At 41.8% G+C, this 13167-nt stretch carries 11 protein-coding genes; 4 read left to right on the top strand and 7 right to left on the bottom strand.

What is annotated here, in order from left to right; genetic code table 11:
* Positions 1–358 precede the first annotated feature (358 nt).
* On the bottom strand, positions 359–820 hold the full coding sequence (locus tag ACM0OS_RS25670; protein WP_414543670.1) for a helix-turn-helix domain-containing protein: 462 nt from the start codon (positions 818–820) through the stop codon (positions 359–361).
* A gap of 178 nt (positions 821–998) precedes the next feature.
* A complete protein-coding gene (gene dacB, locus ACM0OS_RS25665) occupies positions 999–2468 on the bottom strand; it encodes a D-alanyl-D-alanine carboxypeptidase/D-alanyl-D-alanine-endopeptidase (RefSeq protein WP_414546006.1) in 1470 nt (489 codons plus the stop codon).
* A gap of 155 nt (positions 2469–2623) precedes the next feature.
* On the opposite strand from dacB, the gene cobJ reads away from it, so the two are divergent.
* Positions 2624–4357, top strand: a complete 1734-nt coding sequence (cobJ, locus tag ACM0OS_RS25660; protein WP_414546005.1) for a precorrin-3B C(17)-methyltransferase — start codon at positions 2624–2626, stop codon at positions 4355–4357.
* Between the two features lie 248 nt (positions 4358–4605).
* On the opposite strand, the gene ACM0OS_RS25655 is transcribed toward cobJ, so the two are convergent.
* On the bottom strand, positions 4606–5673 hold the full coding sequence (locus ACM0OS_RS25655) for a response regulator (protein WP_414546004.1): 1068 nt from the start codon (positions 5671–5673) through the stop codon (positions 4606–4608).
* Positions 5674–6804: 1131 nt separating this feature from the next.
* On the opposite strand from ACM0OS_RS25655, the gene ACM0OS_RS25650 reads away from it, so the two are divergent.
* Positions 6805–7479, top strand: coding sequence for a Uma2 family endonuclease (locus tag ACM0OS_RS25650; protein WP_414546003.1), 675 nt, complete (start codon positions 6805–6807; stop codon positions 7477–7479).
* Positions 7473–8411: an RluA family pseudouridine synthase gene (locus ACM0OS_RS25645; RefSeq protein ID WP_414546007.1), complete on the top strand. Its 939-nt coding sequence runs from the start codon at positions 7473–7475 to the stop codon at positions 8409–8411. The genes ACM0OS_RS25650 and ACM0OS_RS25645 overlap by 7 nt, the downstream gene beginning before the upstream one ends.
* Positions 8412–8506: 95 nt before the next feature.
* Here the strand turns inward: ACM0OS_RS25645 and tatC are convergent, their stop codons facing one another.
* The 4 genes from tatC to ACM0OS_RS25625 all read right to left on the bottom strand — a co-directional run bounded on the left by tatC (position 8507) and on the right by ACM0OS_RS25625 (position 12653).
* Positions 8507–9301 (bottom strand): twin-arginine translocase subunit TatC, encoded by a 795-nt coding sequence (gene tatC, locus ACM0OS_RS25640; protein WP_414546002.1) that lies wholly within the window; start codon positions 9299–9301, stop codon positions 8507–8509.
* 111 nt (positions 9302–9412) lie between these two features.
* A complete protein-coding gene (locus ACM0OS_RS25635) occupies positions 9413–10024 on the bottom strand; it encodes a 2OG-Fe(II) oxygenase (RefSeq protein ID WP_414546001.1) in 612 nt (203 codons plus the stop codon).
* Positions 10025–10209: 185 nt separating this feature from the next.
* A complete protein-coding gene (locus ACM0OS_RS25630; protein ID WP_414546000.1) occupies positions 10210–11073 on the bottom strand; it encodes a fructosamine kinase family protein in 864 nt (287 codons plus the stop codon).
* A 308-nt stretch (positions 11074–11381) separates the two neighbouring features.
* Entirely contained in the window at positions 11382–12653 is a 1272-nt protein-coding gene (locus ACM0OS_RS25625; protein ID WP_414545999.1) for a M16 family metallopeptidase, read from the bottom strand.
* A 141-nt stretch (positions 12654–12794) separates the two neighbouring features.
* Between ACM0OS_RS25625 and ACM0OS_RS25620 the strand changes: the two genes are divergently transcribed.
* The gene (locus tag ACM0OS_RS25620) at positions 12795–13163 is read left to right on the top strand and encodes a type I restriction enzyme HsdR N-terminal domain-containing protein (RefSeq protein ID WP_414545998.1); all 369 of its coding nucleotides are present in this window, start codon (positions 12795–12797) and stop codon (positions 13161–13163) included.
* The last annotated feature ends 4 nt before the right edge of the window (positions 13164–13167 follow it).

Here is a 13167-nt window from a genome sequence, read left to right as displayed (position 1 = left end):
ACCAAAGGCTCAAACATCATAAATAAATTACAAACTCCTTCCCGTTGATATTCATCCCATCTTCCGCACCCTAAACTGTCACACAACGAAAAATGGTCGTTTGGGGGTTTGGGATTAGCGATCGCCACCTAAGATTTCGACCTTTTTGTATAAAAAACATCCTAAAATGAATTCAAAAATACGAAATTACCGATTGTGACACCGGGGGGTGCGGAATGTGGGATCAATTGCTTTGAGCTTTCATCAAAGCAAATCAAGGGGTAGTCGGGGTCATAGGGACGAGTATACAATTGTAGAATGTCTTCCATTTGACAAACAAACTCTGCGCTGGCTTCAGGAGGAATAACCCAAGATTCCTTCAACCAAGGCTTAAGCTCGTTTTTTTTAGCACTTGTCGCACACTTTCATGGGAAATACTCTCTACATATCCCAATGCCACTATCTGGTCTGCTAATAGCCGTAATGTCCAACGGCTACATCCCAATGGTGGGCTACTGCAAGCTGTCGCTATCAAATGGGCTTCTGCTTCTCCGTCTAGTCGTCGCCACTTCAATGAATGTCGCTGACGGGGTACAAGAGCATTGTCTAGGCTTTCTTCTACAAACCTTTGCCGAACACGTTCAATTGTTCTAGTGCTGATATTGAAAACATCACTGATAGACTGATCTTTCCATCCGCCATCAGGCTGATTCACATCGGCTTTTAGCAGTATATGAGCATGATTGATTTTGGCAGCAGCGGCTTTACCTGTTTTGGTTAATTGTTCTAGAATTTGGCGTTCTTCAGGAGTCAGCGAAACAATGTATCTTTTTGCAGGCATAGCTGATTATCGTGCTGGAAAATATATCTCCCATTATCCGTCATCTTGTATTTGACAGACTACTAGTCTATGGCGCGTGCAGTCAGGGATTTAGATACTCTGATCTGAGGGAAATCCCCTGATTTTGCACAAAGCCTAAAAGAAGAATAACATCACAGCTAGCAGTATATTTTTATCTTCAACAACGCTGCAACTGTGTTAATAAAAATACAATTTCATCCATTGCTTGGCGCACAACACTAGCAGGCTGTTCAGAGTGATTCACAACCATACTAAAAGCTAATGGCTCATAATTAGGAGCATTCACGTATCCAGATAAAGAAACTACACCTGTCATTGTGCCTGTTTTTGCTTGCACATTGCCAACAGCAGATGTGTCAAGCAAGCGATTTTTTAAAGTACCACTCACACCAGCAACCGGGAGGGAAGCACGAAAAATTTCTGCTTGTGGTGATTTTGCCATCGCCTGTAAAGTTTGCACCAAAGCTTCTGGACTAATGAAGTTTTTGCGAGATAAACCAGAACCATCTACTAATCTATAACTTGTGGGATCAACTCCTAATTGAGTTAAAGTTGCCTTGACCACTTCCAAGCCTGCATCAGCAGTAGTTTGATTATTTTTTATTGGTTGTTTAATAGCTAAAGCCCTCAGTAAAGCTTCCGCATACAAATTATTACTATTAATATTTGTCTCCACTAACAACTCAGATAATGGTGGTGACTCAACTGCTGCTAATTCTCGTTCATTCTGACCACCAGTACCATTAGATGTTTGTTCTACAGTAATTCCTTCCCTTACCAAAGTCTGACGGAAGTGACGCAAGAAATTTTGCACAGGATCAAAAACAGCTATAGCTCTAATATTAGGTGTTGAATTTACAGCCATCTGCCCTTGAATTTGCAAGACTGGGCCTTTTAAGTCACGGCTGACTGCAACGAAACCCGGTTCATCTTTTTGCGCCGTGACAGAATTGTTTTCCACTCGCCATTGATATGCTTCAAAGGGTTCATTCCACCTGATTTGTAATGGGTTCCCTACTGTTTGGGGCGTAATACTTAATAAGGAAGCGTTTTCATTCACAATTAAACTGTTGACTGGTGCGCCATAGTAAGCTGCCAAATCTTCCCATTCCCAACTAGGATGAACAATTTCTCCTTGAAAATAACTATCATCGGCAATCAACTCGTTAACTTGACTAATACCCTGCTGGCGTAACTGTTGGGCTAATACTTGCAGTTGCGGAACCTTTAAACTGGGATCTCCCCTACCGACTACACGCAAAACACCATCACCATCTTGATAAACAGAGGTGCGGATACGAAAATTTCCCCCCAATTGTTCTAATGCTGCGGCTGTTGTCAATAACTTAGTTGTGGAGGCTGGAGTAAAGTATTTTTGAGCATCTCGATTATAAAGAACTTGCTCAGAAGCTAGGTTTTTTACTAGAATCCCCCAACGCACTCGATTAAATTGAGGGTTATTAGTGACAGCATCCACCGCTGACTGTAGTTGTGCGGGACAAATTCTTTTTGTGGTGGTAGATGGTGTGACTTGCGTTGGTATTTGTGCTTTAGCTACTTGTTGAGTAACACCTATTTGGGTACTGATGAAGAGAAATAACAAGCTCAGGGTAATTTTGGTAGACATGACTCAAGTTAAGTTGATTATTGATTCAAACACTATTTACTATGGTTATCCCACAAATATTTAGACTGTTAGCACCCGATAATCTGTGTTTATCTGTATCTATCTGTGGTTTCATTTGAAAGGATATCAACTTTTGCAAAATATTTATTTCCAGGATGACCAAGATTGCACCTGCCGTTATAGTACTGGGTGAAAATAGTGTGCCAGTAGCCCGAAAAATTATCAATGTCCTGCCAGGGGCAACATTATACGGTTTGGCAGGTCGCACGTCTGGTGTTGATGTCAGCTTCACGAATTTTGGCGAAACATTGCGGGAGTTGTTCGCAGAGGGGACACCGTTAATTGGTATTTGTGCTGCCGGTATTCTCATCAGAACCCTAGCACCAATGCTTTCAGATAAAAAACAGGAACCCCCATTATTAGCTGTAGCCGAAGATGGTAGTACTGTGGTTCCACTTTTGGGTGGACTCAATGGCGTGAATGATTTGGCGCGACGCATTGCTGAGGTGTTGGATGTTCAACCTGCAATTACTACCACAGGTGATATTCGTTTCCGCACAGCGTTATTATCTCCGCCTCCTGGATATCATTTAGCTAACCCAGATGATGCCAAGAAGTTTATCTCAGATTTATTAGCTGGCGCACAGGTAAAACTAGAAGGTACAGCACCTTGGTTGAGTAATAGTCAACTACCCATAGACCCCAACGGTAATTTAACCATCCAGGTTACAGAACACTTAGTAATTCCGGCACCTAATCGCTTGGTTTATCATCCAGCAACTATTGCGATCGCCCTCAGCGACCTCTCGGAAACCTCTATTACTGTAGACTCAATACAACAATTATTAGCCGATGCCAATCTCGCCGCAGCATCAGTAGCCGGAATTTTCGCACCTATTACCATAGCCGCAGATCCCAGCATCCAAGCCATTGCTAACGCCTTCAACGTTCCTATTCGCTTTTTTACCCCAAATCAGCTAGAAAACCTGATTTCACAAGGTTACAGCCCCGCCCAAGCTATAGCGATAAAAGCCACCTCCTCATCTCGCCACTTGCCCATCTCCCCATTTCCCCACCTAGCGATCGCCATTGCGCCCACACCCATCGACCCCAGCACCATCGGTCAACCCAGAGGGCGGTTAGCAATTATTGGCACTGGGCCTGGTGATTCTAAGTGGATGTCTCCAGAGGTGAAAGAAATACTCAAATCGGCAACTGATTTAGTGGGTTACAAAACATACATCAATTTAATTGGTTCTCTAGCTGATGGTAAACAACGGCATGAATCAGATAACCGCGAAGAAATCGCCAGGGCCACGATGGCGCTAGATTTGGCAGCATCAGGGCGATATGTAGCTGTAGTGTCGTCTGGTGATCCGGGGATATATGCAATGGCTGCGGCTGTATTTGAGGTATGCGATCGCCACCCTAAACCCGAATGGGAAAGTATTGATATTCATGTTGCACCGGGGATCTCGGCCATGCAAGCGGCGGCGGCGGCCATTGGCGCACCATTGGGACACGACTTCTGCGCGATTTCTCTATCTGATATCTTGAAACCTTGGTCAATTATCGAACAACGAATTGCGGCGGCGGCTCAAGCTGATTTTGCGATCGCTTTTTACAATCCTGTTTCTCAAGAGCGTACTTGGCAACTGACAGAAGCTAGAAATATTTTATTACAGTATAGAACACCAGATACCCCGGTAGTGCTAGCACGCAATCTCGGTAGACCAGGACAAATGGTGCAAGTGATCAAACTTCAAGACTTAACACCAGATGTAGCGGATATGCGGACAGTTATTTTAGTTGGTTCCAGCCAAACCCGCACAATTCAGCATAGTGACGGTAGAATTTCCGTTTATACACCCAGGCGATACACCACATAAAAGACTTCCTAAAAACTCAGGACTTACGTAACTCTACGTCATTGCGATCGTAGGGAAGCAATCTCAAAGCCTTGATTTTCGTAGCGAGTGTTTAAGTCCTAACACTGATAACCCTAGTTTCTTTGAAAATCTGGGGTTCTAATTTTTTTTATTTTCATGTTTTAAAAGATATTATCTTAAATAACAATTGAATTAAATTATAGAAAACTACTTTATCATCAAACCCCGATAACACTTTCCATAACAAATTATTCAATGTGTTGAAAGATTATTTTTAATAAATCTCCTTGGGAAAAAGGCTTGGCTAAAAAACCTGAAGCTCTAACTAACTTTGCTCTCACTCTATCTAACAGTCCTGTCTTAGCAGTCACCATAATCACGGGGGTATTTTTGAAAGATGAATGCTTACGTAGCAACGCACACAGTTCATAACCATCTAAATTAGGCATATCAACATCTAATAAAATTATGTCTGGTTTTGTGCCGAGAATTTGCATTAAAGCATTTAATGAATTAGTAACTCCAATAACAGAAAATATCTGATCATCTAGAAAATTTTTAATAGTATTGATTATTGTAGGACTGTCATCAATACAGAAGATTGTATAAAGTTTTTTTTCAACAGGTGGTTGAATCTGCTGACCGTTATTATTAGTATTAATATTATTATTTGATGTGCTATAAGAGTGGGTTGCTTTCTTCCCCTCACTCACTCTAGGCGATTTTTTAGCCGTTGATGTCTGATATTGTGGCTGATTTATATGCGGTGATGTCTCAGGATAAGGTCTATCGCGGCCATAGTTTTGACACTGTTCAACTAGTAAGCGGAGATTTAGATGACAGTATTTTGGCATATCATCCAAAAAGCTATCTGGAATAAATTCAAAACTTCCCTCTTCCAAGCGGAGAAATGACTCTAGTACTTCTAGCGCCAACTTTTCTATAAGTATTGCTGCTTGAGCCGGACTAATATATTTTTGACTGACTAACCAGCAAATTGCCAAATAATCTGGGTTGGGTATTGTCTGATTTTCAATCCCCGTTTCAAATATCGCCTGCAACTGTTCATGAATCCCTTGAGGAAGAGTTGCTATTTGTTGACTTAAGCTTTGCAAGTTTCTGTAAAGCGGCTCAAACATTTTCTCGGAGTAACAGGCATAAATTAACTTACCCTCTTCGATATATATTGACCAAGAACCTGATGTGCTAAATACTTGCAAACAGCCCGTCACAGTTTTGCTGGTGATTTTTTTCAACAGAGATATGGGCTGGAGTTTTTGGAAAAATCTATATCTACTAATGGGAAGTGTCTTCATCGGCACAGATTTGAGTTACAATTAACATCCGCAGGCGAAAATGGTGAATAACCTTCGGGGAATTCACAGTGAAATTTTTAAAAAGAGTGTTTAGATAAATATAGCGGTCACTTTTGAGTTAGTACAGAGATTCTTCACCCCTAACTCCTAATTTCCCAATATCTGGTAAGCTATAGTTCATCAATCTACAATTCACCGTGGTAGACCCAGAAATGCTGTTGCCAAATTGCAAGATGACCCGGCTTGTTGCCAAAAAACAGTATTTCAAAATAAATTTGATCTACTATGTCTTTCACTAATCTAGTTAATTCAACAGTAACCCAAGTGCTAGACATAGACTATTGGCTCTAGCCCATCAGTAGCAAATAAAAGTCTAATCTACGTATATTTGAGGTAGATATTGCCGATAATTAGCGCTCAATGGGTCGATATGGTTAGGAAAAGTGTAATCTTTTACACTAAATATAGTTTAGTTTCAGATCCACTTTTTACCGCAGTGTGAGATTGTAGAGTTTCTCCCTAGTCAGGCTTTGGTAAAATCAACGTTAGCACCACATAATTGGTGGATTTATGCCAAAAGCAAACTACCTGATAATTTACACTACACGATGGTTTGTAGTGAAATGCAACATTACTCGACTCAGTACAAGGAAATCACTTTATCAGCACTGGAAAGCATGATTTGGATTAAGCGGTGATCAATCCTTTTGCCATTGTGAAATGTTGCAACCAAAAATTTATAACCAAATCCCAAAAATAGAGTACATACAACAAAAATAGCTTTTGTAGCTAAATGATCAATAGTAAGTAAATCACTTACTAATTTTTAGGTTACTATATTTTTCCCATAAAAGTAAAACAAACAGTATAAATATAATGATAAATAAGTAAAGAAAATATAAATGACAATATGGCAATAATTTTAGATATTTTTTCCGGAAAAGCAAGTTTTACAAGGCTTACCGTACTTGTACGTAATAAGGAAAAACTAAAAATAATGGTCTGTCCTCACACTTCTGAATATTAATTATGCATAGAAGAAGATGTATTTATAATCCTAGTGAAGCATTTAGTTATTTATGTGACAATGTTAAAATTAACAGTGCCACCCGTTAAAAGAGAATCACTGCAATGGTTACCCAGCTAGCATCTTCTAACCAACAAGGCATCATCTACCCTGACAGCGACGGACAGCCAATGGCGGATAATACCAAGCAGTTTGAATTGATTGTGTTGATTAAAAAAAACTTGGATTTGTTGTTTGCTAATGATCCTCATGTATTCGTTGCTGGTGATTTGCTATGGTATCCCGTGGAGGGAAGCAACACGACCCGCAGAGCGCCTGATGCTATGGTAGTTTTTGGCAGACCAAAACAAGATCGAGGTTCCTATCTCCAATGGCGAGAAGATAATATCCCCCCGCAAGTGGTGTTTGAAATTCTGTCTCCTGGTAATAGTGCCAAGGAAATGATTGCTAAATACAAATTTTATGAGCGCTATGGGGTGGAAGAATATTATTTATATGACCCCGATACATCTGAGTTAAGCGGTTGGTTACGTTCCGGGAATGAATTAACCGAAATTCCCGAAATGTCTGGTTGGGTAAGTCCCCGTTTAGGTATCCGCTTTGAATTGTCAGATGGCGAACTTCTGATTTATCGTCCTAATGGACAGAGGTTTCTCAGTTATGAAGAACTAGACCAGCAACGAGAACAAGAACGCCAACGGGCGGAACAAGCAGAAGCAGAATTACAAGCTCTTCGTGCTTTACTACAAGAACGAGGAATTAATCCAGAGCAATTGTGACCGAATTTATTTTACAACTAGAAGATACAGGCGCACGCCTTGACCGCTATCTTGCCCAAGAATTACCCGATTTATCGCGTTCTCGCATTCAACAGTTAATTGAACAGGGTAACGTCCAACTTAATGGTAAGGTCTGCACAACCAAAAAAATCAATGTCAAAGCAGGCGATCGCATCATCCTAGAAATTCCCGAAGTCCAACCTTTGGCACTGCAAGCCGAAGATATTCCCCTAGATATCCTCTACGAAGACGAACAGTTACTCATTCTCAATAAACCTGCTGGCTTAGTTGTTCATCCTGCACCTGGTCATCCCGATGGCACTTTGGTAAATGCTTTATTAGCACACTGTCCTCATCTTCCGGGAATTGGCGGAGTCCAACGACCAGGAATAGTGCATCGATTAGATAAGGATACAACAGGCGCGATCGCTATTGCTAAAACCGATATTGCTTATCAAAGTCTGCAAGCGCAACTCCAGGCAAAAACCGCCCGGAGAGAATACTTAGGTGTGGTTTACGGTGCGCCAAAAACTGCCAGCGGTAGCGTAGATTTACCTATTGGCCGCCATCCCCAAGACCGAAAAAAAATGGCAGTTGTCCCCATAGAAAAAGGTGGACGTTCTGCCATCACGCATTGGCAAGTTCTAGAACGTTTGGGAAATTACACATTAATCCTCTTTCAATTAGAAACTGGACGGACTCATCAAATTCGCGTCCACAGTGCCAAAATTGGTCATCCTATTGTGGGCGACCCTATTTATAGTTCTGGTCATTCTGTGGGAGTAAACTTGCCAGGTCAAGCACTACACGCTTGGCGCTTGAAGTTACAGCATCCCATCTCTGAAGATTGGATTGAGGTGACAGCACCCCCTCCTCAAACATTGACGACTTTATTAGAAGTTCTGCGGCGACGAGTTGCTATCTCTTCTTAAGAAATTTTTGTGAGACAACCAAAACCCAAAATCTCCCGACCTTGTGCAAACCCAGCCTGAGCTAAATTGTTACAGTCGGGAGAATCTTAATTGTGTCATTTCCCTGTGAGCTTAACTAGACCAATACCACCGAAGTAAAGTCCTAATACTGCACCTGCTAAAAGACTTTGGGTTAGGGGGTCAGTAGAAGGCGTGAGGACAGCACCTAGCACAACTGCGCCGATAATCACATAACGCCAGCCGGCAATCATTTTTTCCGATGAAACAATTCCCAAATTACCAAGCAACAATTGGATGATGGGAATTTGAAATGCTAGGCCAGTGCTAAATAACAGCAGCAGAACAAATTCAAAATATTTGTCAATTGACCACAGTTGTTCGACAACATCTGTACCATAACTAATGAAAAAATTTAAAGCTGCTGGAATCAGAAGCAAGTAAGCAAATATTAAACCAGCGGCAAACAAGATACTAGAACCGAAAACCACAGGCCCTAACAAGCGGCGTTCACGGCGAGTTAGTCCTGGGAGAATGAATTGGATAATTTGATAAAGAATAAAGGGACTCGAAAGTACCAAGCCACTATAGCCTGCTACTTTGATAGAAACAAAGAAATATTCTCCAGGAGCAAGTTGCAGAAATTTTACACCCTGGGCTGGGACTTCTAGTAGCTGGACAATTGGTTTGACAGCGATGAAACAGCCCACAACAAATATGACAACAGCAATCAGAGAATAAAAAATCCGCTGTCGCAATTCTTCTAGGTGGTCGAAAAGAGACATTTCGACTTCATCTGGCAACTCACTGAGAGGATCTAGTTCTGAGTTGTCGTAGTCCTCCTGGTCAATGTCAGGACTAGTTACAGCGTTTACATCTTGTGAGGGTGTCATTAGTCAGCTCAACAGGCAACATTTGTTAACTATTTTATCTTTTTGCTGGTAAGACCCCAAGTGTATTGCAGTTTGAGCCTAGAATCCCCGAACTCAATTTGAGGGAGGATGTCAATTGCGTTTTTTTACGGTGGAGTGAGCAATTCTTGACTCAATGGTAAACTCTGGTATCTCTGCCAGTTCGGCTTCACTCAAACTATATTGTTCACAAACTAAGCTCAAACGATTTCCTAGTGTTTTTACTGCATTAACTGAGTGCGTTAAATCACCTTGGAAGTAAAGCAAAGTATTTACCTGTGGTTTAATTTGTCCCAGTTGGCGTTTGTGCGACTTGAGTACCAGTTCTCCGCCCTCCATATTCTCTGGTAAGCGCACATAAAGGACACTGACAAACATAGGTGGTTCGATGGTTTTGCAGTAGGAACGCAAGGAGCGATCTATATGAGGATCGACACGGGAACCTTCCTGAAGTTGTAAGGGATTAAGGTAAAAAGCATTACAACTTGGTTGGAGAGCTAAATCTAGATATGGCTTGAAGTAAGGGAATTTGTGTTCTACTGTGGGGATGTGCGATCGCTTGAAGACAACAGAAAAGCCTTTAGTCCCGACAAAATCACGGTTGAGGTTATTGACAGCAAAGTAAGGACAAGCCTGGATTTCTCCCCACAAGTTGTTCAGGTAGTCGCCGGGGAAGGCGTTGAGTTGTTGTTGATAGTGTTTCACTGGGGATGTGAGAGAAATATACGATAAGGAATGTGGATTTAATAAAATATAGAACCTCACCCCCAACCCCTCTCCTTGGTAAGGAGAGGGGAGACTTTGACGCAAGTCAAAGACGGGGTGAGGTCAAATACTAGACTTGCATGTTATTTAATTCATGTTCCTCAGTTGTTAATTACAGTGGAAATTCATCGCAAAATTTGGTCAATCATCCGGTTAGCTTGGGAAGCATAACCACCACCAAATAAATTGAAGTGATTGAGTATGTGATACAAGTTATACAGTGTTTTTCTTTGCTCATAACCTGCATCTAAAGCAAACACCTCGTTATAACCTTGGTAAAACCCAGCGGGAAACCCACCAAATAATTCTGTCATGGCGATATCTACTTCTCTATCGCCAAAATAAGTTGCAGGATCAAATATCACAGGTTCTCCCGCAACAGTACACCCAGCATTCCCACCCCACAAATCACCATGCACTAAGGATGGTTGCACGTCATAATCGGCTAGTAATTCAGGAATAGCCGCCAATAACTTATCTTGTTTGGGAAAACTACCCCCCCGTCGCCTAGCTAACTGAAATTGATAACTCAGGCGATGTTGTGCATAAAATTCTCCCCAGTCTGCTGTCCAGGTATTAATTTGGGGAGTGGAACCAATAGTATTATTAATTTTCCAACCAAAACCTTTGCTGCTAGTAGCTTTGTGCATCGCCGCTAGTTGACATCCCATTTCTTGGGAAGATTTGCTGTTACTACCTCCCATTTCTAGCCATTCCAAGACGATATAGCCAGAATTACCAGCTGTACCCCAGCAAATCGCTTGGGGAACACGAATGCTATGGGTGGCTAGCATTTCTTCTAAGCCCAGCGCCTCAGCTTCAAACATCGCCACTTGAGATGCTTGATTGAGCTTGACAAAATAACTCTGCTCACCATCAGAGATAGCATAACCTTGGTTAATACACCCACCACTTACACTACGCTTGTGCTGAGTTTGAAATTTTTCGCCAGTTACTTGGCTGATATGAGTATCAATTTCAGTCCACATCTTTAAATTGGGAGTAGGGAATAGGGAGTAGGGAGTAGGGAATAGGGAGTAGGGAGTGGGGAAAGTCAAAAAGAGGTAGGGGGTAGGGGGAAGGGAGCAGGGGGGGAACCCCATCTATGAATGGAGGGACTTGGGACAAGGACACATTATTTCTTGCGCTTCGCGTCTGGAAATAAATATTTTTACTTTGAGCATAAATAAATTTAGTTGCTCATATCCCTGTTGGTTGGGGAATTCCAGAATCTTTTCCCCCCTGCTCCCCTACTTCTTATCCCCTACTCCCTACTCCCTACTCACCACTCCCTAATTTAATATGGTTTCAGCACAACTACACCATAAGCTTCTGGACACAGGTACTGATTTGCAGCTAAGAGTAAATCTGTTGCTTCTTGGCTTTGAATATGATTTGGGTAGTTAAATGCAGGTTCTAAGTCTCCAATCATAGATTGATAGTAACCATATAAACCAGCGCGATCGCCTGGGGTTTCGTTACCAAATATAAATCTGTTGGCTACCCGTCGCCGCACACGCGCAATTTCTTTTTCTGAGATTAACTCTGTTTGTAGTGTCCGGATATGTTGGGCGATCGCTTCTTCGACGGCTGGTAAATTTTCTACTTCACATTTAGCGGAAATATAAAATGTCCCTTGCAGTACATTACTCATATTGCTCACAGCAATGGAAGTGACTAATCCCCGTTCTTCCCGCAAGTCCCGCACAAATCTTGATGTGCGTCCGTGTCCTAAAATTCCTGCTAAAACATCTAAACCATAAATATCATCTAATTGTCCCAACCCTGGAACCCGCCACACCATAACTATCCGTGCTTGCTGAAGACTTTCATCAATAAATTCTCGCCGGACAATTTCTGTAAACGCAGGTTCAGGATTAACCTCCACCTGTTGACTGTTAACTGTTAATTGTTGATTGTTGAATCCCTCAGCCACAGTTGCAATTAATTCTTCCACAGGTAAATTACCCACAGCTACCGCCGTAATTGACTGGGGTTGATACCAATTAGCATGAAAATCACGCATTTGTTGGGCTTTGAGTTGGGAAATGACCTCTTCTGGCCCCAATACCGCACGGCGATAAGGTAACTTTGCAAACGCTGTCTCCATCGCTCTTCTAAATGTCCGCCGCCGGGGATTATCCTCAGAACGCCGAATTTCTTCTAAAACTACCAAACGTTCCCGTTCAAAGGCATCATCAGGAATACTGGGATTAAATACTACATCTATTTGTAGTGGAGCTAGCTCGGCAAAGTCCTTGGGAGCCGTGGTTATATAATAATGAGTATAGTCTTGGCTAGTGGCAGCATTAGTAACAGCACCCCGCTCTTCAATTTTACGTTCAAACTCACCACTAGCTAATCGCTCGGTTCCTTTAAAAATCATATGCTCTAAAAAGTGAGCCATCCCGTTAATAGCATCAGATTCTACCGCCGAGCCAACATTGATCCACAAGCTGAGATTCACAGCTTCCACTGGCATTTGCTCCGCTACTATGGTCAAGCCATTAGGCAATTTGTGTAGCGTGGGAGCATTAATCCGCGGAAATTTTAGCAAGGTTGAGGTCATGGGTAGTAGGGAGTGAAAAGGTTTGTTACTCTTTCATCTTATCTACTACATAAAGTGAAGTTAAGAAAGTATTTGAGATAGAACAAATACTGATAAAACATAAAAAGATCAAATTTCTACTAATGGTGATTTACTGAGGTAATGACTAAGCTACTAGCGACGCTCCCAGATGGGAAAATTTGTGACTTTATTGACCAAAAAATCCGTAATGACACGCCTGAAGAGTACGTTCGTCAAAATATTGAGCGTCGCTTAGTGCTGGAATTAGGTTACCCACCAGAACAAATTGAGGTAGAGTATTCAATTAAACAGGGTAGCAAAACTGTCCGCGTAGATCTTGCTATATTTCGGGAAGGAGAGGTACATAATCAAGAGCATGTTTGGATCATCATTGAGTGTAAGAAAGATTCGATCCAGCCATCAGCCAGTAAAGATGGTGTTGAACAACTTAAGTCTTACATCTTAGTGGTGCAGAAAACTTTTTGGAGTCTCAAGTTGAAAAAACAGTAACACG

Source organism: Nostoc sp. CCY0012 (assembly GCF_963920855.1).
Classification (GTDB): domain Bacteria; phylum Cyanobacteriota; class Cyanobacteriia; order Cyanobacteriales; family Nostocaceae; genus Cyanocohniella.
The sequence above is the reverse complement of the archived record's forward strand: the minus strand, read 5'-3'. Positions and strand labels throughout refer to the sequence as shown.

What these genes read in the sequence shown, in the direction of transcription:
- ACM0OS_RS25650 (WP_414546003.1), top strand. Translation starts at nt 6,805, where the DNA reads ATGGTTACCCAGCTAGCATCTTCTAACCAACAAGGCATCATCTACCCT.
- dacB (WP_414546006.1), bottom strand. Translation starts at nt 2,468, where the DNA reads ATGTCTACCAAAATTACCCTGAGCTTGTTATTTCTCTTCATCAGTACC.
- cobJ (WP_414546005.1), top strand. Translation starts at nt 2,624, where the DNA reads ATGACCAAGATTGCACCTGCCGTTATAGTACTGGGTGAAAATAGTGTG.
- ACM0OS_RS25620 (WP_414545998.1), top strand. Translation starts at nt 12,795, where the DNA reads ATGACTAAGCTACTAGCGACGCTCCCAGATGGGAAAATTTGTGACTTT.
- ACM0OS_RS25625 (WP_414545999.1), bottom strand. Translation starts at nt 12,653, where the DNA reads ATGACCTCAACCTTGCTAAAATTTCCGCGGATTAATGCTCCCACGCTA.
- ACM0OS_RS25655 (WP_414546004.1), bottom strand. Translation starts at nt 5,673, where the DNA reads ATGAAGACACTTCCCATTAGTAGATATAGATTTTTCCAAAAACTCCAG.
- tatC (WP_414546002.1), bottom strand. Translation starts at nt 9,301, where the DNA reads ATGACACCCTCACAAGATGTAAACGCTGTAACTAGTCCTGACATTGAC.
- ACM0OS_RS25670 (WP_414543670.1), bottom strand. Translation starts at nt 820, where the DNA reads ATGCCTGCAAAAAGATACATTGTTTCGCTGACTCCTGAAGAACGCCAA.
- ACM0OS_RS25630 (WP_414546000.1), bottom strand. Translation starts at nt 11,073, where the DNA reads ATGTGGACTGAAATTGATACTCATATCAGCCAAGTAACTGGCGAAAAA.